The sequence below is a fragment of the Sporosalibacterium faouarense genome, assembly GCF_016765695.1.
Classification (GTDB): Bacteria; Bacillota; Clostridia; order Tissierellales; family VENL01; genus Sporosalibacterium; species Sporosalibacterium faouarense.
The window spans coordinates 1-24,153 of the sequence record NZ_JAETGO010000062.1; the positions used below are offsets into that span (position 1 = coordinate 1).

The following is a 24,153-nucleotide window of genomic DNA, read 5'->3' on the forward strand; positions in this document are numbered from 1 at the left end:
TCTGTGGATAGTTTGCCAGGACTCTTGCTAGTGCAACTCTTTGCTTCATCCCCCCCGAAAGTTCAAAAGTAGCCTTATCACCAAATCCCTCTAGCTTTACTTGCTCTAAAAAATGTGTTCTTATTTTTTCAATTTCCTTTATAGGGATATCCCTCATTTTTGGTCCAAATTCTACATTGTCTTTTACACTCATCCATGGATATAAGGTTGGAGACTGGAATACAACTCCCCTGTGCCAGTCAGGTCCTGTAATGGGTTCTCCTTGCATAAGGCACTCTCCACTTGTAGGTTTAATATAACCAGCAATAGTTTTTAATAGTGTACTTTTCCCACAACCAGATGGCCCTAAAACGCATAGAAACTCTCCCCGTTTAATTTGAAGATTTATATTTTCCAATGCCAGAATTGAATCCCCTTTTTTACCGTATACTGATTTTAAATTTTCAATTTCTATTAATACTTTTTGTTTTTCTTTATTTACCATTACTTAGGTTCCTTTCTACATTTTTTGCTCCATCCTCAAGAGAAAATCAATGTGATGAGTGAACAATTTATTTAATTAATCCCTGTCTCTAAAGATTTTTCAATATATATGGGATTTACATAGTCATTAAATTCTTCCTGAGATGGAGAGTTATCAATAGATTTTTGATCTTGTAAGAAGTCTGATGTATCTTTCATGATAGTTGCAAAAGCCCCAGGTGACCCCTTTGTTCCAAAAAATCCTTCTTCCAGCAATTCTCCCGGTGTATGCCAAGTTGAACCTTGCATCTGTAATAATGCCTCTTCTGCTGGTATTTCCAGTTCCTCAGATATTATATCTGCTGCTTTTTGTGGATCTTTTCTATATATATCAGCCGCTTCTGTTAAGCAAGATATAAAATCTGAAACTATATCAGGATACTTTTCAGCAAATTCTTTTCTTACAACTTCAACATTAGCTGTTATAAATCCTTTCTCAGCCATATCTTTACTTGAAATAAGCATTTTACCATCTTTTAATAATACGCCAAGAGATGGTTGCCAAGTATAAGCAGCTTTGATATCCCCTCTTTCCCATGCTGCAACTATTTCCGGTGTTTTCATATCTAGAAGTTGTACTCGATCTTCAATTCCAGCATCTTTGAGGGCATTTAGTAAAATATAATGGGATGTAGATGCAAAAGGTGTGGCTACTTTCTCGCCTACAAGGTCTTCCATATTATTAATTTCACCATTATTTTTTACTGCTAAAGCTTCTATTTCTCCAAGTACTTCATGTATCCAAATCATTTCTACATCAAGATCCATAGATAAAGCAATTATAGCGTTTGTATTTCCCATAGTAGCAAAATCAATACTTCCAGATGCCAATGCTTTATTAGCGTCAGAACCTGAATCAAAAACAATATAGTTACACTTAATTCCTTTATCTTCAAAGTATTTATCAAATAATCCATTGGATATTGCTATGGTTTCATCATTAGGTACTCTAAGTATCCCGAAATTTATTTCTTTCGGTATAGATGAAGTATTCTCCGATGATTGATTATTTTTTTCAGAAGTGCCATTACAAGCTACAAATGATAACATTACAATTCCTATTAATATAATTGATAACATTCTTTTAAATATTTTTTTCATATTTTACCTCCTTCTATATTTAGCATAGTTTCAAGTTTTATATTCCTATTTAAATAAAATTCCTATATTAAAAAATATCTTCGAAGTTTATACATGTCCCTTCCAGAACACAATCTTCTTCTCCAAGAAACGTAATCCAAGGTCAATTAATATACCCGTTATTCCCATTATCAGAATTCCTACAATCATAACATTACTTTTCAAGAAATTTGATGCATCTAATACCATCCATCCTATACCTGAAGTAGCAGCTATCATTTCCGCAGAAACTAAAGTAGTATATGATACTCCAACAGCTGTTCTAATTCCTGTAAAAATCTCAGGCAGGCAAGCAGGTAATACTATCTTAAAAAAGATTTTTTTTGAATTAGCACCTAATGATTTAGCACTCAATATATAATCTTCATTAATTTTTCTAACAGCAGATACACAGGCAATATAAATTGGTGCAAAACCTGCTAGGAATAATAGTGTTATCTTTGATGTGTTATCTATACCAAGCCATAATATAAGCAGTGTATAGTAAGCCAGTGGTGGCAATGGACGATAAAATTCAACTACTGAATCGACTATTGCTTTAACCTTACTAAAGTATCCACTTAATAATCCAATGGGAATGGCAGTTACAATAGCGAGCCCTAAAGCAAAGAATAACCTTTGAAAACTGGCTCCGAGGTGCACCCATAAAGAGACTTTGTTGTAACCATTTTTTAAAATATTAAGAAAAGTAATCCACACCTTGTATGGTGATGGTACTAAGGTGGGTGAAAATATCTCTAGTTTGGTTATTAAATACCAAATGCTTAAAATTACAACCCAAGTAGCTACTGTCAGAACTTTTTCGTTCATATTCTTTTTATTTGCTTTTCCCCAACCTTTAACTTTATTTTTACTCTTTTGTTGTGACTTCTTCTTATGCAAATCAGTACTTTTCTCCAATCCGCTAATCCTATTTTTAAAATCCATAAGTTACACCCCCTCCTTTCATAATTTAATTTTACATATGCAAGGTAATTAACTTATTTTATATAAAAACAATAGCAAAGCCACCGAGTATAAACTCAATGGCCTTACTAATTTAATTTTTTAGAAATTTTTTAGAGGAGTTTTAAATATAATAAATTTAAGAATTTTTTAGTTAAAATTATATTCTGTAACTATTTTTTCTCTTCCAGTTACTTGGTCTTGATAATATTCATAGCAGCATATACCCAAATATGAACCAGAGATATTATATAAATTATCATATCCCATGTTCTGTAATGCCATTACTGCATTATAGCTTCTTTGACTTGAACGACAATGCAGGTATACTGGCTTATCCTTTGGAATTTCATCTAATCTATTTCTGAATTCACTCAATGGAATATTTACTGAATTTTTAAGATGTCCAGCTTTATATTCATCTTTTTCCCTTACATCTATAATAAATGCGTCATTTTCTACCAATTCTCTAACTTTAGTTACAGGTACTTGTCTAAACTGACCATTTAATATATTTAGTGCAACTAAAGCTGCATGATTAACTACATCCTTTGCAGTTCCAAATAATGGAGCATAACATAACTCTAATTCTTTTAGATCTTCTAAAGTTCCGCCCATTAATATCATTGTTGCAATAACATCTATTCTCTTGTCTACATTGCCTTTTCCTATTGCTTGAGCTCCAAGTATTTTACCAGTTGGATATTCATACATTAATTTGAAATGCATTGGATTACTTTCAGGCATTAAACCAACTTTATCCCCAGGAATTAAATATACAAAATCATAAGAAATACCTGCTTTTTTAGCAGCTTTTTCATTTAATCCTGTAGAAGCTGCTCCTAAGTCAAATACTTGAACTACAGATGAGCCTATTACTCCATTGTTTCTATGTGGAATATTGTACATGTGGTCAGATGCAGCTCTAGCTTGCCTTTGTGCAGGACCTGCAAGAGCAAGTCTTGTTTTTTCGTGAGTTAGACGATTATATACCTCTATAGCATCACCAACGGCATAAATATCTTTATCATTAGTCAAATAGTTATGATCTACTTTAATTCCACCTGTTTCGCCTATTTCAAGTCCAGCGTCTTTTGCTAAACTAGTTTCTGGACTTACTCCTATTGACATTACTACAGCTTTTGCTTTCACGTTTTTGCCTGATTGCAATTCTACAGAGTCTTCATTGATTTTTTGCACTGCATCACTTAGTATAAGGTTAATGCCTTTATCCATCATTTCTTTATGAAGAATTTGTGCCATATCATAATCGAATGGAGCCATTATCTGATTTTGTGCTTCTATTAAACTAACGTTTTTACCTGCTAGATGTAAATTTTCTGCTACCTCTACTCCGATGAATCCACCACCAACAACAGCAATATCATCTATATTATTATTTACGATGTAATCATTAAGTTTTTTGATATCAACAACATTTCTAACTGTAAATACATTAGAACCAGTTATACCATCAATACTTCTAGGAAGTATTGGATTAGCTCCTGGAGACAATACCAATTTATCATATGACTCTTCATATTCTTCTCCAGTTTCTAAGTTCTTTACTACTAATTTTTTTTCTTCTCTTTTTATTTTAGTAACTTCACTATTAACTCTAGCTTCAATGTTGTATTGCTTTTTAAATTGCTCTGGACACATTAAAACTAAGTCCTCACTTTTTTCAACTATTCCACTTAAATGAAATGGTAATGCACAATTAGAAAAAGAAACATTTGGTCCTCTTTCAAACATAATTACCTCTGCTGATTCATCAATTCTTCTTGCCCTTGCTGCAGCTGAAGCTCCTCCAGCTACACCACCAATAACTAAAATTCTTTTACTCATATTAACCCGTCCTCCTTTTAATTGTTATAAATCCCCTTACCTTGTTGTTGTATAATAAGCACAGATATGCATGTACCTTTAAATTGCAGTTCTGATTTTAATATGTTTATCAAATATCAATCAATTTCGTAACATCTATAATTTAAGCACTAGATTTTCTGATTATTACTAATAATTATTAGCAATATCTATGAAGCAGCTGAAGACGTTGAAGCAGTAGATTCACTAGAACTAAATTTCTTAGAAAGTACGTTTCCAACAATTCCTCCTAATGTCATGAAAATTAGGAATATCCAACCTGAAAGTGAAAAATTAGCTATAGGTGTATATAAAGCACCTACATTACATCCATTAGCAAATCGAGTTCCTAAGCCCATAGTAATACCACCTAATGCAAATAGTAACAATTCTTTTTTATTAACTTTTATTTCTTCCATAAATGATTCCTTAAGTTTACCAGCAGTTAGTAAGTAGATCATTGTTCCAAATACGATACCAACATTTTGTACTGTGATTGGATGCTCAAAGAATGGTAGCTCAAAAACACTCGATGACATTTTAGTGAAAGAAACAATTGAATCAGTTGAAACTCCAAAGAGCATTAAAACCTTACCAAACCAGATACCGTAAGGTGTAGACGCACCCCATCCAGACTTAGTTACGCCCATTAGTAAAACAAATATAATACTAATAGCTATTGCCCCTTGCTTCAAAGTCCAAGGTTTAACAAATATACGATTATAATTTTCAGCACTAAAGAAGCCGTAGTTCTTATCATCTAGTCTTTCCTGTTCATGCTGAATTTTTTCCATTGGATGTCCAGTATAACTACTGTTCTTCTTACGACGTCTCTCATAATTAAATGCAATGAAAGTAACTAAGCTACAAAGTAAGACAGTTAACAAAAGTGCACCTAAATAACCTTCGAAACCATCCCATTTAAACATATCTGGTAAAAAAACTCCTCCAGATAATTGTTCTCCCACTGATGTAGAAATCCAAGAATTTCTAACCCAACCTGCAGTCCTTTGCATAGGAAATCCAAGAAATACGCCTAAACTAAAGAACACTAATGTTGTAAAAGCTCTAGGTAAACCTGTTACCAAGTCTGTAAGTACTCCAGAGGCACAACACACGGAAAATGACATACCAAAGCCAAATAGTAATCCACCTAAAATTAGTCCAAAATTAATAGGGTTTATCCAAAGACCATAACTTGCTGGATCACCCTTAAATAAAAATGCGGTAGTTAATAAAGCAGTAATTCCAAACATAAACATTAAAGTCCTTACTAATTTTGTTGATCCAGTACCATAGGCACGATTAATACTTCCTGCAAAGCCAGTATAGGCCCTCATCAATGTATAACCTAATCCTACACCAATTAAAAGCCTAAAGAACAACATATCAGTTTTTAAAAGTATGTTCCCTAGTACTAATATTAATAAAATTCCTATGAATCCGAGAATTTTTTCATTCTTTTTCATTTTTTTACCCCCTTATATCTTCATATAATGTCAAAAGTTTTTGTCAAATATCCAAATGTAGCTTTGGTTTCACACAATTTATAAGCAAATCTTCCTTCACCCTCAAAAGAAGCGTCTTGTTAGATATCGCTTATCATTATTTTATTAAGGGTCAAGCAAGTATCTATAAGATACCTGCTTAACCATTGTTCCTGCTTATTTATAAATTGATTATTTTACTAATGAAAATCCTTTATTCGCCCATCCTAATGGTTCATTTGATGACATTCCTGTACCACCATTTAATGATACAGCATCATAACCTAATACTCTTAAAGTCGCCACAGTTTGACCTGCTGTTTGACCTGTATAACAATATACTATGATTTTTTTATCTTTCGGTAATGTATTGAATTCTTTATGCATTTCTTTTCCAAAAGGAATATTTTCAGCACCTTGTATATGACCTTTTGCAAAATCGTCTGCTTTTCTTATTGATAAGAACATTATACTACTATCTTCTTGGTCTAACATATTCTTAGCATTATCTTCACTTATCTTATAGTTTGCATATGTAGTTCCATTTACTTCTGCAAGACCACTATAATATTCATCTATTGCCTCTTTAATTTCTGTGTCAATTTCAACTCCTGTTGGTTGACCAAATTCATTAGGAGTTGTTTCAGTTATCGCTTCCACTCCTTCAACCTTTGAAATACCATAATTCCAACCTAAGTTAACAGATTTAGCATCAAAACCTGCCATGTTTAATAGGGCAACTGTTTGACCTGCTGTTTGTCCTGAATAGCAGTACACCATTATTGTTTTGCTTCTTGGTAGTTTGTCAAGACTTTCACTTATGGCTGTTCCCCAAGGAGCATTAACAGCACCTTTTATATGTCCTTCAGCATATGCATCAGATTGTCTTATATCTAATATGAACATATCTTCTTCTGCATTAACCTTGTCTACGAATTTATCTTGAGCAATCTTATAGATGTCACTACCCATATTAGTATAATAATCACTTACAGCTTGAGTTAAAACATCGTCACCATTTGTAGCTCCTTCTATATTCGAATTTGGCTGTGTATCTACATCTGATTCTTCAGCCTTACCACACCCCACTACACTTAATGCTAATATAAATACCAAAACTAATGATATTCCTTTAAAATTTTTAAACATGTTACAAGACCCCTTTCGAATTGTTATTATTTTAACATATATGATTATAACACAGATTAAATCATTTCTATCCTCGGAATAACCAATACTAGATAAGAAAAAGTGATACCAAAATAAGAAAAAGCAATATCAAAATATTCAATTAGTTTAAATTAAGAGAAAAAAAACACCGAGATGGTTATTTAACCATTTCAGTGTTTTTTTAATTTTTTAATAGAATCTAATAACTCTTTTATCAAGAGTTATCTTGCTCGTTTATCTCTACTTTGTTATTCTCTGGCATTTGTACTGGTAAAGACGTATCTTTGGACCATTCAGACCATGCACCATCATATAATTTTAGATTTCTATATCCTGCATTATAAAGTGCAAGGTAGGTTTGAGCCCCTCTAATTGAGGTTTTACAATACATAATAGCAGTATCATCAGGGATTAGCCCAGCATCTAAATACATAACTTGAATATCTCCCACTGTTTTATAAGTCCCATCACTCTTATTATTATCAACATAGTTCATTAATACAGAACTTGGAATAGTTCCTGCGTCATATTCTTCTTGAGAACGAGTATCTATTAAGATTACATCTTCTTTAGGATCATTGATTTGTGATTTCATATCATCAATAGTCGCTATCATATTTACATTTTTTTCTTTAGCTACATACTTTGTAGGTGAAATATCTGGTATTTCTTTTGTTAATTCAACACCAGTTGCATTTAAAGCTTTTATTCCACCACTTACTACTTTAACATTCTCGTGACCATAAACCTTTAAAGTCCACCACAATCTTGCTGAATCCATATTGTTATTATTATCGTAAATTACAACTGTAGTATCATTAGAAATTCCCTTTGTACTCACGACTTCTTCAATTTGATCTTTTGGAGCAAGCATATTGGGTACAGGTTCATTGATTACTATATCTGCCCTGCTAATGTTAACAGAGTTTTTAATATGACTATATAGATACCCTTCTGAACCTTGTGCATCAACCAATACAACATTTTCTTGATTAATTAATTTTACTGCTTCATTTGCATCAATGATTTCAGTACCTTCTTCTCCACTAAAAGAACTACATCCAATATTTGTGAACATAATTGCTATTATGAGTATAAGTAATGATGCCTTAGATAATCTTTTCATTTTTTTCCTCCATTCTTTATTTTCCCTATTAAACTGTTTAAAAAGATTGTTAATTTTTATACAGCTATAATTATACTTTATATATAAAGCAATTGGTCATAGAAATTTCCAATGTAGCATTTAATTATTAAATGAGGGCCTTGCATATTAAAGTTTTATGTAAAAATGTACTTAATTCGTTAATATGAAATTTCCGCAATTGTATAATATAGTAAAAATGTTATAATTGAAAAAGCACTAACAACTCATAGATAAAGAGTCATATTTAAACTAGGAGGCAAAAACATGTTTAAAATTAAGTTAAATCTAAATAAAAAGATTGCTATAGGACTTCTAATAATTTATTTTTTAATGAATTTAGCTTTTTTGACTAAATTCCCATTTGTTCATTCTGATGAACCGTGGCTAAGTGGTTTGACTAGAAATATTTTAGAGGAAAAAAATTTTTCTGTAACAGAGACTTTTTTCGATTTATATGAAAGGCATCCCCATGCAATTAAAAGCTTATTTCATTTAATACAAATGCCCTTCTTAAAGCTATTTGGCTATAGTGTTTTTACATTTAGACTAATATCTTTAATATTTGGAACACTAACATTAATCTTTTTTTATAAACTTTGTTATCTTCTATTCAAATCAAAAAAGTTTGCTTTACTTTCAACCTTTCTGTTATCAATAGACATTCAATATATATATGCATCCCATTTTGCTAGGCAAGAAATAATTTTACTTTTCTCTTTTATATTAGGTTTATATATTTTTAATAAAAGTACAAAGGCTGATGATTATCGTAGAGATGTGATAGTAGGTATTTTAATTGGTATGAGTATAGGTATACATCCTAACAGCTTCATAATATCTATTCCCTTTGGATTCCTATATTTATATCATGTTTTTATTACGAAAAATCTAAAGTTTAGAAATCTTACACTATATGTTGCTATAGTTTCTTTATTTGCCTTATTCTTTATTTTTCTTAGTTTTAAATTTGATCCAAACTTTTTAAGTCATTACACAAATTATGGAAATCAATTTGGTGTACTTAACCCAGTAATATCTAAAGTTGAGCAGATAAAATATTTTTATTTAAAACTCTATTACGGTATTAGTGGTACATACTATACTCCAAAGATTAAATTTCAATTTTATTTATTCAGTACAGTATTGATTACAAGTTTTATCAAGCTGTTTTTAAATAAATATAGTTCAAAAAAATCACCTTTAATCTCTATACTATTATGCATTTTAGCCATAAATATCGGAATAATTTTAATAGGTAGATTTAATGCAACCAGTGTAATATTTATATTTCCACTGCTTTATATCTTAACAACTTATACACTAATGGACCTAAAAAAGTGGAAATCTTTATTTGCATTTTTGATATCTATTATTCTCATTGTTAATACAATTAGTAATATACTGCCATATCTAAACACTAGATATGATACCTATCTTAGTGAAATAGGAAAGTTTGTCCAGAAGGATGATACTGTTTTAGCTAATCTTAATAGTGAATACTATTTTGAAAATGGAAAGCTATATGATTATAGAAATCTTTCTCTATTAAGTGAAAACAACATGAGTTTTTCAGATTATATATATAATCATGATATTGAATACATAGTGTATTCACAGGAGATGGATTTTATATATAACAATAGACCAGTATGGAATGGATTATATGGGAATCTATATTTTTATTATGAGGATATGCAAAGTTTTTTTGACTCTAAATGTACCCTTGTCCATGAATTCAAAGACAATATATATGGCATTAGAATAGCAAGGTATATTAACACCAGAGATTGGTGGATAAAAATATATAAAGTAAAAGAATAGGTCTAAGTATCACCAGAACCTATTCTTTTACTTTATCATAAATTTCTTTCACTTTTTCAATAAACCCAGTACTTAATCTATCCCTTGGTCTATCCAAATTATTAACTATTGTATCTCTAATGCTTGTGGGTGATTTTCCCATGACTATAATTCTATCCGATAGTACTACTGCTTCTTCTATGTCGTGGGTAACAAAAATGATAGTAGCTTTTATCTCCTTCCACAGTTCAATTAAGATACTTTGTAACTGTGTACGAGTTTCAATATCTAGACTGCCAAAGGGCTCATCCATTAATAAAATTTCAGGTTTCATAGCCAAAGCCCTTGCAATAGCAGTTCTCTGCTTCATCCCTCCAGATAACTCATGGGGATAATAATTTTCATATCCCTCTAGTTTAACCATTTGCAAATAATGCTTGGCTAATTCTATTCTATTATCTAATTGTATCTCTGTTTTGTTAATATTAAGTGGAAATAAAACATTCTTAAGAACAGTTTGCCAAGGAAAAAGTTGATTAAACTCTTGAAACACCATTATACGATTAGGACTTGGCCCTAGTATTTCTTCCTCTTTAAAAAAAATGTTGCCTTCATCATATTCTTCAAAACCACCAATTAATCCTAATAGGGTTGATTTCCCACAGCCTGATGGTCCAACTATAGATAAAAATTCTCCCTTTTTGACATGAAAACTAACTTTATTAAGTACATCTACTTTTTTACTATCTTTTATAAAAGATTTAGATATGTTATTTATTTTTAATAATGATGTCATATTGACATCCCCCATTTTCTAATAGTAATTTTTTCAAGTCTATCAAAAAATATATCTTCTACTAATATTCCAATAAATACGATAACTATTAATCCTCCAAATAATCCAGGGGTATCCATAAATACTCTCTTTTTAAAAATGAGCCAACCAAGTCCACCTATCCCTCCAGCTGCTCCGAAAACCATTTCAGCACTTATAACTGCTCTCCAAGCCCTTGCCCATCCAATCTTCAAACCTGTGATAAAATAGGGTAGTGCTGCTGGAATTAATATATATCGAATAATACCTATAGTATTTAATCCATAGTTTTTTCCAATTTTTTTATATATTTTAGGAATTGATTTAAAACCAGTAAGCAAATTAATTATCAATGGCCATAATACAGAATGTATTATTATAAAAATAATAGCACCTTCTCCTATACCAATCCAGAGAATTATTAAAGGAAGCAATGCAATCCCTGGCAGTGGATGGGCGATAGCTATTAATGTTTCAACAAATCCTTCAAAGGTCTGTGATATTGCTGAAAGACCAGATAATACTATAGCAATTATTAATGCAGCTGCTACTCCCCTAAAAATAAGACTTAATGAATATAACGTTTGAAGAATTATATCACCATTTGTTACGTCATGAATTAAAGAAGATAATATTGTTTCTATCCTTGGAAATGAAGTGGGATTAAAGACTTGGCTTAGGGCAACTACTTGCCATATGATACCTAGTATAACTATCCAAAATAATCTTAATATATATTTATTATTAATAAACTTATTTTTCATAATTAACATCTTCCCATAATACCTCTTCTAAATTTTGAAATGAATTTGATATATAATTATTTCTCTTCATAAAATCAGTGAAATCCTCTAATCCCTTTACTTTTGATGTATATTTTGTTCCATCTGCAGTTATATACCTTAATACTTCTTCCTTAGGTAAATCATATTCTTTAGCTAAAATACTTGCTGCTTCCTGTGGATGATCGTTTATAAAATCAATTGCCTCGTGTAATGAATCTAAAAATGCTTCATATGTCTCAGAGCTCATATCATGAAACTCCTTTGTTGCTACCCCAATAATGAAAGTAAAATCTTTACCCATAGCCTCTTCTCCAGTTAAAACCTGGTGAAACCCTTCATTATCTAACTCTTTAAAAATATAAGGAGGTGAAGTAAAGTGAGCACTTATATCCTTTTTAGCTAGTAGAGCATTCATACCATCAGGGTGTGCCATAGTTACCAGTTGGTTATCAAGTTTATGAGAATCACTAAAAGCTTTTTCACTAGCCATTGATAACAATATGTGTTGAATACTACCTGGTTGTGGCAAAGCAATTCTATCATTAGTAGTCAAATCTTTTATTGAATTTATACCATCTTTGTAGGTTATCAAACCAATAGGCATAGAAGATAATCCACTGGCTATTTTCCAGTCCATCCCTTTATCCCACCCAATTAAAAATGGAGGAATAGCCATAAACCCAATGTCTACTTCATTTGATATCATTCCTTCTCTTATTGCTGCAGTATTTCCCATTTGCTTCCATATTATTTGCGTTTGTGGTAACCTCTTTTTCAAAATTTCTTTATTTTTCATTATTTGAAGTGGAGCGTAAGCTAGACCATATTGTTCTGCTATTCTTATCTCATTGTTTTGGGATGTGTCATTGTTGAGAGTACATCCATTCAATGAAAGTACTATTACAAATATTATTAATACTATACAAATTCTATGGATTTTCGTTAATTTTTCCACAAGTCTTCTCATCTCCTATTTAGTACATTTTATACTGGATAACAAGATTATTATCATCGTTATCATATATTTTTAAATTTATAAAAGCCTTATTTATATTCCTTGCAAGAGATTCATTATCTTCTCCAACTATAATCATGTATCCTGCCCTTGCAGTGGCATTTATTATTTCTTTTAGTTCATCTCCAACTTTAAAGTTAAACTTGGCATCTATTACGCCCTGTAATCTTTTTATTTCTTCTAGATGACTTAAATATTTGATTTTACCAGGTCTAGCAAAAAACAACTGAACTGATGCCTTTTTATGGTTTTTTAATAAATCATACTCCTTTAATTTCGTATAATCTATCTCTTTTCCCAGGGAATAATCTATAACCATATCTAATATATCTATCTCAGTCAATAATGGTATCAATTTATCCTCATAGGCTCCTCCAATTCTACAAGCTACTTCATTAACCTTAACACCCTCATCCCCTATTAGCATTTGAAAATAGATAGGTCCCTCTTGTATTTCAAAAGCATCAACTATTTTTCTTGTGATATTATCAATATCTTCATAATAATCATATAAATGCTTAGAAGGAAAATCATGGGCTAAACATATTCCAATATGCTGATTCCTGCTAAATGTAACTCTATCGGTAACTAAAATTATATGAGTATTTCCCCCTTGAACCCAACCGCTTACTGTAATCTCTTCACTTTCATAATATTCCTCAACTAATACTACTTCTTCTCTTGAATAGCTTAATGTGTCTTTAATCTTTTCTCTTATTTCATCTATAGAATTCAACTTATAAATGCCTCTTTGTCCTTGACTATCAACAGGCTTTATAACAATAGGAAATTTCAAATCATCTAATTCATTATCCATAAAGCTTTCATCTATAAAAGCATAGTTGACTGTTGGAATTCTATTTTCTTGGAAGATTTCCTTCATTATTCTTTTATTTGTGACAGCTTGTGCAGTTGAAACATTCAAAAATGAAGGGAGTTTTAATTCATTTGCTACATTTGCTACTGTATAAATTGGTTGATCAGTCCCTATAGTCATAATTCCATCAATATTATATTTCTTTGCTACATCTATATTTCCTTCAACATCAAATGTACTAACTAACTCACCGAAGTCACTAATTTCCTTACCAGGTGCATCTTCATAGTAATCTGAAACGACGGTGGTAATCCCTTTTTCATTTCCTCGTTTTATGGCATTAATTTGACTATTTCCGCCGCCTAATATTAAAAGTTTCATTTAATAGCCTCCTTAAAGATAACTTTCACTTATTTCAAATTGAGACTGTTTTTTTAAAAACCTATTAAAAAGTTTATAGTCTGAATAGTAAATATATAGCTTTAAAAACAAGCTAATAAGCTTTGAAAAATTATAATTAGACTTACCGTATTTCCTAGGTCTATGCTCAACATAGATATTTCCAATATTTCTAGTTATTTTAAATATTATAGCGCTTATATAAACAAAGCTTGTCCTATCCTTTTTAATTACTTCAAGGGTATTTTTCTTAATACAACGAAAACTACTGACCCTTATATCCTTTGGCTTATGACAAATAGTATTGAAGAGAAAATTAGTCATCTTTGACCCAACATTCCTTAAAAAATTATGTTCTTTTTTTTGTGCTATTCCATAAACTACGTCGTATCCTTCATCCATTTTTTCCATGATTTTTATTATTTCTTTTGGTTGATGTTGTAAGTCATCGTCCATAGTAATTATAAATTCCTTAGTTGCAAATTCAAATCCACACTTAATTGCATTCTGCTGACCAAAGTTTTTCTCAAGTCTTATAATCTTAAGATTCTTATTCCTTTTATACATATCTTTCATCTTTAAAAAACTATTATCTGTACTATAATCATCTACTAAAATAATTTCATATTCAATAAATATTTCCTTTAATACTTTAGATAATCTATCAAGTAATTCATCTAAAGAATCTATACTATTGTAAACTGGAATTACTATTGACCCACTACTCCACATATCTAAATCTCCTTTAATATTTTGTCTAATTTATGTATAACATAATCTGCTTCTTTAATAGTCATATCTGTATATAACGGGAGTCTTATAAGGGTTTCCCCCACTCTTTCTGTTATTGGTAAGTCTCCTAGATTATATCCTAAAGATTGACCCATGGATGAACTATGTAGTGGTTCAAAGTGGGTGGTAGCATTGATACCAAAATCTCTTAACTTACTAATCACCTTGTTTCTTGAAGCTTCTTTATTTATTAAAATATAGAAAATATGATGGTTTGAATCCTGATAATCTTCTACACTCGTCATACCTTTTAATAAACCAGACTCTAAATATCCACGCAAATTATCTATATAATGACAAACAATCTTCCTTCTCTTTTCTTTTATAATATCTAAATGCTGTAATTGAGCATATAATACTGCCATTAAAATATCTGAAGGTGTATAACTAGAACCTTTATCTACCCAAGTATATTTATCAACTTCACCTTTTAAAAACTTATTTCTATTAGTTCCTTTTTGTCTTATAATATCAGCTCTTTCAATAAGTTCTTCATCTTCTGAATTAATTAAAAGAGCTCCACCTTCACCACTAATGTAATTTTTTGTTCCATGAAAACTATAGCAAGCTAAATGTCCCCAAGCACCTAAGAATTTATCTTTATATTTAGAATTAACTCCTTGAGCTGCATCCTCAATTATATAAAGATTATATTCTTGAGCAATTCTTATAATCCTATCCATCTCACATCCAACCCCACCATAATGAACTGGTACTATAGCTTTGGTTTTTTTAGTAATCTTCCTTTCTATATCATCGGGGTCAATGTTTAACGTGTTCTGAGATATTTCAGCAAATACTGGAGTTGCACCTTGAAGTATTGATGCGTTTGCTGTAGATGGAAAAGTAAAAGAAGGCATTATTACTTCATCATTAGTCTCTAAGCCAATAAGTTGCATGGACATATCTAATGCATGGGTTGCTGAAGTTGTCATAAGTACCTTGGGAATGTGAAATTTCTCCTCAAGTAAAGAAGATACTCGAGATGTAAAATAACCATCTCCACTAACACTTGCCATATTAAAAGCTTCTTCTATTAATTTTATTTCATTTCCAGTTAAATAGATTTTATTAAATGGAATATTCATCATAATCACCATCAATAATTTGATTATTTATTTTATAAAGCATATCATTTGCTATTCTATAGGATTCTATTGTACCTGCATCCGTCCATTCTCCATCCAAAATATCATAAGTCAACTTTCCCTTATCAATATACACATTATTAGCACTAGTTATTTCGTATTCACCTTTAGGAGAAGTAGGAATACTCCTTATAATATCAAAAACGTTGTTATCATACATATATATACCAGTTACTGCATAGTTACTTCTAGGTAGTGTAGGTTTTTCTTCTATACTTATTAGTTTTTTCTCATCTAAAATTGCTATTCCAAAGTGGTGAGGGTTCAAAACTTCTTTTAGTAATACTTTAGCACCTATTTTTTGCTTTTTAAATTTATCTATATATGGTCTGATACTTCTAGTTACAATATTATCTCCTAATATTACAGTTATCAAATGACCTGCTGCAAAATTTTCTGCTAATGAAAGAGCATTAGCTATACCTCTTGGTTTTTCTTGCACTTTAAAGGTAAAATCACATCCAAATTCTTCTCCACTTCCAAGTACATTAACTACATCTCCCATATTTTCTCTGCTTGTTATTATCATAATATCTCTAATATCTGATGCTATTAGCTGCTTTATTGGATTATATATCATTGGCTCTTTTCCTACAGGTAATAGATGTTTATTTGTATTTTTAGTTAAAGGAAACAATCTTGTACCTTTACCCCCTGCTAAAATAATCCCTTTCATAACCTCTTCCTCCTAAATGTCTTCTACTCCACTACTAATCCTTCATCAATATACCAATTAATTGTTTTTTCTAAGCCCCATTCTAATCCAATTGAATTATTCCATCCTAGTGTTTCAATTAACTTAGTTGCCTTTATACCATATCTTTTATCATGTCCTTTTCTATCCTCAACAAATTCAATTAATTCTTCACTAATACCATTTGAATCTAAACCTTTATTTTGTAATATTTCTTTTGTTTTATTAATAATTATCCTAACTATATCAATATTTCTCTTTTCATCATTGCTGCTTATATTATAAACTTCACCGATAGCTCCTTTATTCAATATTTTATTTATACCATAACAATGATCTGTAACATAAATCCAATCTCTAACATTGATTCCATTACCGTAAACAGGTATTTTTCTTCTTTCTAGACAATTAGTAATAACCTTCGGTATAAGCTTTTCTTTGTGCTGACATGGGCCATAGTTATTACTAGAACGAGTTATTATAGAAGGTAACCCGTAGGTATTATAGAAGGATTGCACTAATAGGTCTCCTGAAGCTTTGCTAGCAGCATATGGATTATTAGGCTTCAAAGGTGATTCTTCACTAAAAAAGCCATTCTCAATGGACCCATATACCTCATCAGTTGAAATCTGTATAAACTTTTCTATTTCACTATTCAAAGAACATTCTAATAATACTTGTGTACCTAATACATTTGTTTTTATAAACTCTGTACTGCTTTCAATACTTCTATCCACATGGGATTCTGCCGCAAAGTTAATAACATAGTCTGGCTTATAAAAGTTAAAAATATCCCTTATGCTATTTCTATTACATATATCTTCTTGAATAAAAGTATAGTTATACTTTTTCTCTAATTTCTTAACATTTTCTAAATTACCAGCGTATGTCAATTTATCTATATTTACAATGTTTATATTTTCATTTCCCGTAAGTTTATTATTTCCAAATATATACCTTATAAAATTTGAACCTATAAACCCTGCACCACCAGTAACCAAATATCTTTTCATTTAAACATCTCCATAGTATAATTTAGTTTGATTTATTTCAATGACATTATAACACAAATTATGATATAATGTTTACTAGCTTATAACGAAGGAGAATTAACATGAAGAAAGTTAATTGTTTAGGTGATTTATGCCCTATTCCTGTTATTAAAACGAAAAAAGAACTTCAAAAAATGAAGTCTGGAGAATCCGTTATGGTAGTAACAGACCACAGCTGCACACTTGAAGCTCTTGTTGATTTATTCAAAAATTACGATGTTAAATTTGACTATGATGAAGTAATCAATGGTGTTTGGGAAATAACAATTACCAGACTCTAACACAAACTATCTTTTCCTATCTTTTTACAATACTCTATAAATTCACTAACAGATTTACTTAATCGTGTATTTTTTTCATTTATTAAATACATCTGATATTCCATGGAAAAATCTGATATTTTTATCAGTTTTAACCTCTCCTCATATAATTCTTTCTTAATAGAAATATAAGGAAGAAATGCAATGCCATACCCTCTAAATATAGAAGATTTAACTGACTCCGTTGAATCACTTTTGTACAGAACATTTAATTCATTAGACTCATACCCTAGCTTTTTCATTCTATCCTTTAAAGATTTTTCAACATTAAGCTTATCATTCAACAAAACAAATGGATGTCTTAACAAATCTTCAAAATTAACTTCATTCTCTATTTCATAATCAGATGATGCAACCAAAACAAGGTTGTCAGTTCCTATTTCATAATAAGCCAAAGAGCTATCATGTGGCTTTCCATAAATAACACCTATGTCAGCAATATTATTCCTAATATTCTCTTCTATGGCTTCAAATGAATTAGATATCAATTCATAATTATGATAAGGAAATTTTTTCTTTATTTTACATAATACACATGGCAAGGCATAAGTGGCTATTGGCCAACATGCTTCAATTTTAATAATTTCACCATTTTTTGAATCTTCATTTAAGTTTTCCATCATAGCTTCATAAGTTCTTATAAGATTATCAGCATATTTTAAAACTATTGACCCTTTTTCTGTCAATTCTACCCCTTTATTACTTCTTATTAATAGGTCATATCCTAAGCTTTCTTCAAGCTTTTGAATCTGTTGACTGAGAGCTGGCTGAGAAATATGAGCATCATTTGCGACCCTTGAAATACTCTTAGCTATGGCCACTTTATAAAAATATTCAAAGCATTCTATATGCAAAACAGTCACCCCTTTATTATCTTACTTAATTACCTTATAGTTTGTCTATCAAAAATATTATAACATATAATCTTTCTAAACTACTAAAATCATATTTTTACATATAAATATTGACATATAGTTAGTACATGTTCAATTGCTATTTTCTACTTTTTTATGTTACAATTTTGTTAGTAATATATCTTGATGCCTAAGAGAAGGAGTTGTGTGGTCTAATGGCCGAAATAAGTAATACAAATCAAACTATAAAAGAAACCTATTCTTCTAAAAAGTCAAAATATAGGAAACATAAAAAAAGTCAAATTCCTTTAGGATTTGTAATTTTAGTAGCTATTGTAATAATTGGAATCTTACTATCCAAAGTTTCTACTAATTTAGGATTATTTTGGATGATTGGTATTTGCTTCGGAGTCATACTACAAAAATCAAGATTTTGCTTCACTGCATCTATGAGAGATCCATCATTAACAGGTAGTACATCGTTAACTAAAGCAGTTCTTGTAGCTCTTGCAATCACAACTATTGGTTTCACAGCAATAAGATTCGGTTTATTTTCTAATGGATTACTTAATTCACAACAGATTTCTGTTCCTCCTATTAGCATTACAACAGTTATTGGTGCTTTTATGTTTGGTATAGGAATGGTTATTTCAGGTGGATGTGCATCAGGTACTCTTATGAGAGTCGGTGAAGGGTTCTTAATGCAAATATTAACTTTAGTATTCTTCATCACTGGTTCTCTTTGGGGAGCCCACAATTTTGGATGGTGGAATACTAATTTTATTACAAAAGGAAAACCCGTATTCTTACCTAACATATTTGGTTGGTTTGGGTCAGTTGTTCTTCAGCTATTACTAATAGCAGCCTTATATATTTTAGCTGATAAATGGGGAAGTAAAAAACAAAATTTTTAATCATTAGCAAAGCAAGATTATTAGGCTAAATCAAATGGAAATCGTTTGTTGAAAAACCTTGGTAATCATTAGGAGGAAAATATGAAATTAGAAAACAATAAATTTTATAAATTATGGTTTAAAAACTCATGGTCATACATAGTTGGTGCAGTGCTTTTATCAGTATTCCAGATAGTAACATTAGCTACCACCGGAAGTCCTTGGCGGATATCAGGAACCTTTGCTTATTGGGGAGCGTGGTTATATAAAGCATTAGGTGGTAGTGTAGATAACTGGGCCTATTTCAGTAGTGAAAGTGCTCAATCTACTTTAAATCTTGGCTTTTTCAAGGATCCTAGTTCTATGAGAAACATTGGAATAATCTTTGGTGCTCTTTTAGCTTCTCTCCTAGCTTCTCAATTTAGATTCAAAAAAATTAAAATGAAGCAAGTTATAGGTGCTATTTTAGGTGGTTTATTAATGGGCTATGGAGCGGTAATAGGATTTGGTTGCAATATTGGAGCAATGTATAGTGGCATCGCTTCATTAGCCCTTTCCGGTTGGGTATATGCTCTATTTCTTTTTCTTGGTGCTATAGTTGGTAGTAAACTATTAGTAAAGTTCTTTATGTGATTCTGTGAAAAAATCCTTTATTATCTATGATCTTTCAAAGATATCCAATTATTTATGTAGATATAGCCATGATTTTTACTATTAGTGAAAATTTCTTAATATGTATTTTGATGCAGCTATGATACTATAAATCATAAATAATTGGACCAAATAAATATTAAACTCGCACCAATACTTTATAATTTATCTTTGTTTTCTTTTATTCCTTGCTACTTAGGTTTCTATTTTTTACTCCATATTTTCTAAGAATTCAGTGATATTATCAATCCAATTACCATCAAAAGATTCAATCATTCCCTTATCACATGCAGCAGAAATTTTAGGTTCAATTGGTAATTTAGCAAAAACATTAATATTATGCTTTCCTGCTACTTCTTCAATATGACTCTCACCAAATATCTTGTATTCTTTATTGCAATCTTCGCATTTAAAATAAGACATATTCTCTACTAATCCTATAATAGGAATATTCATCATTTCTGCCATTCTAACTGCCTTTGATACTATCATTGAAACTAATTCCTGAGGTGAAGTTACTATAACAATTCCATCTACTGCAATGGATTGAAATACAGTAAGTGGTACATCACCCGTCCCCGGTGGCATATCAATAAACATAAAATCTACGTCATTCCATATTACATCCGTCCAAAACTGCTTAACTGTTCCAGCAATAATTGGACCTCTCCATACTACAGGATCTGTGACATTCTCCAGTAATAAATTAATCGACATAATACTAATTCCTGTTTTACTTTTTATTGGATATAGACCTAACTCACTTCCTATTGCTTTTCCATTTATCCCAAATGCTTTAGGTATTGATGGTCCTGTTACATCAGCATCAAGAATAGCTGTATTAAACCCTTTTCTATTCATTGCAACTGCTAACATAGAGGTTATAAGAGATTTACCTACTCCGCCTTTACCACTTACAATGCCAATTACTTTCTTGATATTGCTTAACTCGTGTGGCTTTTCAGAAAAATCATGTTTTGGCTCTTCTCTTTCAATACATTCCTCATCACAAGTACTACAACTTTCATTACGATTATTGCTCATTTTCTCTCTCTCCTTTATGTTCATAATTATTGATATACTAATTGATTAACCTTTGTTAAATAATAATTTAATTGTTTCTTTAAAAATATTTTCAGTAGCCTTCCCTGATTCACATTCAATATCAACAATACTCTTACCATTATTAATTGCTTTCACAGCATATGGATCAAAAGGAATTTTCCCAATAAAGGGCAGATTGTTATCTTTACAAAATAATTCTATCCTTCGAGTATTTTCGATATTAACATCAAACTTATTAACACACACTGCTGTTTTTGTTTGAAATTTTTTAGCTGTTTCTACAATGCGTTCCATGTCACTAATACCTGAAATTGAAGGTTCAGTTACAATTAAAACCATATCAACCCCACTCATGGATGCAATTACTGGACATCCAATACCTGGTGACCCATCAATTATAGCTAAATCCGCGTTTCTCACAGATGATTTCATCTGCTTTTTCACTTCGCTAACTAACTTACCCGATGTGCCACTTCCCATTTTAAGGCGAGCTGTTGAAAACACTGCATCATCTATATATAGCATCAATTCTCCAGCTACAGCAGGTTTTAAAACTGCTGCTCCTACTGGACAAATTGCTTCACACACGCCGCAACCTTCACAAGAATAATAATCTACCTTGTACTCAGAATCTACTTTTATTGCATTAAAATTACAGCTTTTCCTACACTTATCACAATTAATACACATATCTGTATTAATTTCTGCCTTTGGTAGTCCATAGTAATCAGAACTTTTGGTTATTGCTGTGGAATTCATAAGCAAATGCATATTAGGTGCATCAACATCACAATCTGCATATGCTCTGGCATTTGATAATTTAATAAATGCACTGGCTATTGTTGTTTTCCCTGTTCCACCTTTACCACTAAGGATTAATAGTTGCTTCACGTTGCACCTCCTTAGTCACTTTCTGAAGAATATCAGAAAACATATCTCTATACTTATCATTTTCCCTTACAGATATCATTCCATTAGAATTTAGCATCCCCAACTGATGATCAAATGGAATCCTACCAATAATAGAAATATCATTTTCAATACAAAATTTTTCAGCTAAATTTTCTTCATTTAAGCATTTATTCAGTACTACTCCATAAGGTTTTTTAAATAACTTCACCAATTCATGGACCATTTGGAGGTTATGAACCCCAAATAAAGTAGGTTCCGCCACTAAAATACAATAATCTGCATCTTTTATACTCTCCATGACAACACAAGCACTTCCAGGTGGAGAATCAATAAAAGTGAAGCCTTCCTTATTTTCTACTTCTTTTATAAGCTGTTTTATAATGGGAACACCAGATGCCTCTCCCGGTTTTAATATCCCAGTAACTACTGTGACATTTTCTGAATTTCCTTTTTCAATACTGCCAATTTTTTTTTCTCTTTCTGACATTGCCTTCTGAGGGCAAAACAACACACATCCTCCGCAAGAATGGCAAACCTCATCAAAGACAACGACTTTATCTTTGATATATGCCAATGCATTAAATTTACAAAACTCTACACACTTTCTACAACCAGTACATAGCTTTTCATCTACTGTGGGAATCTTAATTGAGATGTCTTCTAATTGAATATTTTGAGGTTTAAAAAAAAGATGACCATTTGGTTCTTCAACATCGCAATCAATATATGTAGAATTTTTTGTTATTGCAGCCAAATTGACAGATACTAGCGTTTTCCCTGTGCCTCCTTTGCCACTCAGTACAGCAATTTTCATACTATTTCCCTCCATGATGATGAAATCCAGCATGAATTTCATCCAGTAAAGACAGCTTATTATCTACAAAAGCATCTATATTATCTTTAGCAGAAGAATTGAGTGACTTATAAATTTTAATATCAGCTGCTTGCAACACCCTTGCTGCATTCTCACCACATCGTGGAGTAAGTAAAACATTCACATCACTATCTACAATTGTCTGTGCTGCCTTGATTCCTGCGCCACCTTGACTAGCTACAGCGCTATTATCCAAATAAACGCTTTCATTTGATTCTGTATCATAAATTAAAAAATATGGCGCACGACCAAAAGATCTGCATAGATTTGTGTCCATAGACTTAAGGTCTACTGGCATTGATATTTTCATAATAACCCTCCATTCTATTTTTTATAATAATCATTAATCACTTTAAATGAGCATATAATCTTAGATTTAGACAATATTATTAACTCTCACGATTACCTTCCATCAAACTTTCCTCATATCTATGTCTATTACATCCTCCACATCCACAAGATTTTTCAAGTCCATCACAAAGTTTGTACTCTCCACCTTCAATCCTTAGAACTTTTCCATTCACTAAAGATTCTGCAACTTTTTTTCTCGCTTCATTATATATTCCCTGTACAGTTGTACGTGCAATTTTCATTTGATTTGCACACTGTTCTTGCGTATAGTCTTGTAAATCAATTAGTCTAATAGTTTCATATTCATCTACTGTCATGATAATAAATTGGTCTCCACTTAATGGAACGTTAAGTGGCCCAAATCTATTACTTTCAGGTAAACAACATACTTTTCTCCATTTTCTTGGCCTAGGCATATTCATTCACCTCACTTATAGAAAATAATAGAAGCGTCCTTCTATTACTATAGGAACAATTTCATCTCCCCTTAGTATAGAATCATTCCTTTAGTTTTCGACATATGCCATTTATAAATTTTATTATATCAAGTTATTGGCATATGTCAATAATTATTTTTGAAATATACTCATTTTTTGTATTAGTCTCAATATGAGCATTGATAAACAAATAGTCTCAAGCA

23 protein-coding genes and 1 pseudogene are annotated in these 24,153 nt (G+C 31.1%); 3 read left to right on the top strand and 21 right to left on the bottom strand.

The annotated features are described in order from the left end of the window. The 7 genes from JMO20_RS11900 to JMO20_RS11930 all read right to left on the bottom strand — a co-directional run. Window positions 1-484, bottom strand: a 484-nt coding sequence (locus tag JMO20_RS11900; protein ID WP_202709899.1) for an ABC transporter ATP-binding protein, incomplete at its 3' end; no start/stop codon positions are given. Between the two features lie 71 nt (window positions 485-555). Beyond that, window positions 556-1,623 carry a taurine ABC transporter substrate-binding protein gene (locus JMO20_RS11905; RefSeq protein ID WP_202709900.1) on the bottom strand — a complete coding sequence of 356 codons (1,068 nt, stop codon included), beginning with the start codon at window positions 1,621-1,623 and terminating at the stop codon, window positions 556-558. Window positions 1,624-1,710: 87 nt separating this feature from the next. After that, window positions 1,711-2,589 carry an ABC transporter permease gene (locus JMO20_RS11910; RefSeq protein WP_279380118.1) on the bottom strand — a complete coding sequence of 293 codons (879 nt, stop codon included), beginning with the start codon at window positions 2,587-2,589 and terminating at the stop codon, window positions 1,711-1,713. 168 nt (window positions 2,590-2,757) lie between these two features. Next, on the bottom strand, window positions 2,758-4,455 hold the full coding sequence (locus JMO20_RS11915; protein ID WP_202709901.1) for an FAD-dependent oxidoreductase: 1,698 nt from the start codon (window positions 4,453-4,455) through the stop codon (window positions 2,758-2,760). Between the two features lie 188 nt (window positions 4,456-4,643). Then, window positions 4,644-5,942: a YeeE/YedE family protein gene (locus JMO20_RS11920; RefSeq protein WP_202709902.1), complete on the bottom strand. Its 1,299-nt coding sequence runs from the start codon at window positions 5,940-5,942 to the stop codon at window positions 4,644-4,646. Between the two features lie 210 nt (window positions 5,943-6,152). Beyond that, window positions 6,153-7,109: a rhodanese-like domain-containing protein gene (locus JMO20_RS11925; protein ID WP_202709903.1), complete on the bottom strand. Its 957-nt coding sequence runs from the start codon at window positions 7,107-7,109 to the stop codon at window positions 6,153-6,155. A 235-nt stretch (window positions 7,110-7,344) separates the two neighbouring features. Continuing rightward, a complete protein-coding gene (locus JMO20_RS11930) occupies window positions 7,345-8,256 on the bottom strand; it encodes a sulfurtransferase (protein WP_202709904.1) in 912 nt (303 codons plus the stop codon). Between the two features lie 285 nt (window positions 8,257-8,541). On the opposite strand from JMO20_RS11930, the gene JMO20_RS11935 reads away from it, so the two are divergent. After that, on the top strand, window positions 8,542-10,098 hold the full coding sequence (locus JMO20_RS11935) for an ArnT family glycosyltransferase (RefSeq protein WP_202709905.1): 1,557 nt from the start codon (window positions 8,542-8,544) through the stop codon (window positions 10,096-10,098). Between the two features lie 19 nt (window positions 10,099-10,117). On the opposite strand, the gene JMO20_RS11940 is transcribed toward JMO20_RS11935, so the two are convergent. From JMO20_RS11940 to rfbB, 8 genes are read right to left on the bottom strand one after another with little or no spacing between them, the layout of a single operon-like run. Next, window positions 10,118-10,873 carry an ABC transporter ATP-binding protein gene (locus tag JMO20_RS11940; protein ID WP_202709906.1) on the bottom strand — a complete coding sequence of 252 codons (756 nt, stop codon included), beginning with the start codon at window positions 10,871-10,873 and terminating at the stop codon, window positions 10,118-10,120. After that, window positions 10,870-11,655 (bottom strand): ABC transporter permease, encoded by a 786-nt coding sequence (locus JMO20_RS11945; RefSeq protein ID WP_202709907.1) that lies wholly within the window; start codon window positions 11,653-11,655, stop codon window positions 10,870-10,872. Before JMO20_RS11945 ends, JMO20_RS11940 begins: the two co-directional genes overlap by 4 nt. Continuing rightward, window positions 11,645-12,631: an ABC transporter substrate-binding protein gene (locus tag JMO20_RS11950; protein WP_341534026.1), complete on the bottom strand. Its 987-nt coding sequence runs from the start codon at window positions 12,629-12,631 to the stop codon at window positions 11,645-11,647. Before JMO20_RS11950 ends, JMO20_RS11945 begins: the two co-directional genes overlap by 11 nt. A gap of 19 nt (window positions 12,632-12,650) precedes the next feature. Continuing rightward, a complete protein-coding gene (locus tag JMO20_RS11955) occupies window positions 12,651-13,889 on the bottom strand; it encodes an ATP-grasp domain-containing protein (RefSeq protein ID WP_202709909.1) in 1,239 nt (412 codons plus the stop codon). A 12-nt stretch (window positions 13,890-13,901) separates the two neighbouring features. Then, a complete protein-coding gene (locus JMO20_RS11960; protein ID WP_202709910.1) occupies window positions 13,902-14,639 on the bottom strand; it encodes a glycosyltransferase family 2 protein in 738 nt (245 codons plus the stop codon). Between the two features lie 2 nt (window positions 14,640-14,641). Further along, window positions 14,642-15,787, bottom strand: coding sequence for a dTDP-4-amino-4,6-dideoxygalactose transaminase (gene rffA / locus JMO20_RS11965; RefSeq protein ID WP_202709911.1), 1,146 nt, complete (start codon window positions 15,785-15,787; stop codon window positions 14,642-14,644). Next, entirely contained in the window at window positions 15,771-16,523 is a 753-nt protein-coding gene (locus JMO20_RS11970; RefSeq protein ID WP_202709912.1) for a sugar phosphate nucleotidyltransferase, read from the bottom strand. Before JMO20_RS11970 ends, rffA begins: the two co-directional genes overlap by 17 nt. A 23-nt stretch (window positions 16,524-16,546) precedes the next feature. Continuing rightward, window positions 16,547-17,554, bottom strand: coding sequence for a dTDP-glucose 4,6-dehydratase (gene rfbB / locus JMO20_RS11975; protein ID WP_202709913.1), 1,008 nt, complete (start codon window positions 17,552-17,554; stop codon window positions 16,547-16,549). Between the two features lie 101 nt (window positions 17,555-17,655). Here rfbB and JMO20_RS11980 point away from each other — a divergent pair, with 101 nt between their 5' ends. Beyond that, the gene (locus JMO20_RS11980; protein ID WP_202709914.1) at window positions 17,656-17,874 is read left to right on the top strand and encodes a sulfurtransferase TusA family protein; all 219 of its coding nucleotides are present in this window, start codon (window positions 17,656-17,658) and stop codon (window positions 17,872-17,874) included. Here the strand turns inward: JMO20_RS11980 and JMO20_RS11985 are convergent. After that, complete coding sequence (locus tag JMO20_RS11985) at window positions 17,871-18,767, bottom strand: LysR family transcriptional regulator (RefSeq protein ID WP_202709915.1); 897 nt, start codon at window positions 18,765-18,767, stop codon at window positions 17,871-17,873. The two genes, JMO20_RS11980 and JMO20_RS11985, sit on opposite strands and share 4 nt — an antisense overlap. 389 nt (window positions 18,768-19,156) lie before the next feature. Between JMO20_RS11985 and JMO20_RS20085 the strand changes: the two are divergent. Beyond that, window positions 19,157-20,293: pseudogene (locus JMO20_RS20085) on the top strand (YeeE/YedE family protein). 228 nt (window positions 20,294-20,521) lie between these two features. Here JMO20_RS20085 and JMO20_RS12000 read toward each other — a convergent pair. The 5 genes from JMO20_RS12000 to JMO20_RS12020 form a co-directional block, all read right to left on the bottom strand. Then, window positions 20,522-21,355, bottom strand: a complete 834-nt coding sequence (locus tag JMO20_RS12000) for an Mrp/NBP35 family ATP-binding protein (RefSeq protein WP_202709918.1) — start codon at window positions 21,353-21,355, stop codon at window positions 20,522-20,524. 45 nt (window positions 21,356-21,400) lie between these two features. Beyond that, on the bottom strand, window positions 21,401-22,267 hold the full coding sequence (locus JMO20_RS12005; RefSeq protein WP_202709919.1) for a nucleotide-binding protein: 867 nt from the start codon (window positions 22,265-22,267) through the stop codon (window positions 21,401-21,403). After that, window positions 22,245-23,102 (bottom strand): ATP-binding protein, encoded by an 858-nt coding sequence (locus JMO20_RS12010; RefSeq protein WP_202709920.1) that lies wholly within the window; start codon window positions 23,100-23,102, stop codon window positions 22,245-22,247. Before JMO20_RS12010 ends, JMO20_RS12005 begins: the two co-directional genes overlap by 23 nt. Window position 23,103: 1 nt before the next feature. Continuing rightward, a complete protein-coding gene (locus JMO20_RS12015; RefSeq protein ID WP_202709921.1) occupies window positions 23,104-23,472 on the bottom strand; it encodes a NifB/NifX family molybdenum-iron cluster-binding protein in 369 nt (122 codons plus the stop codon). 79 nt (window positions 23,473-23,551) lie between these two features. Beyond that, on the bottom strand, window positions 23,552-23,929 hold the full coding sequence (locus JMO20_RS12020; protein ID WP_202709922.1) for a DUF134 domain-containing protein: 378 nt from the start codon (window positions 23,927-23,929) through the stop codon (window positions 23,552-23,554). Window positions 23,930-24,153: the final 224 nt, after the last annotated feature.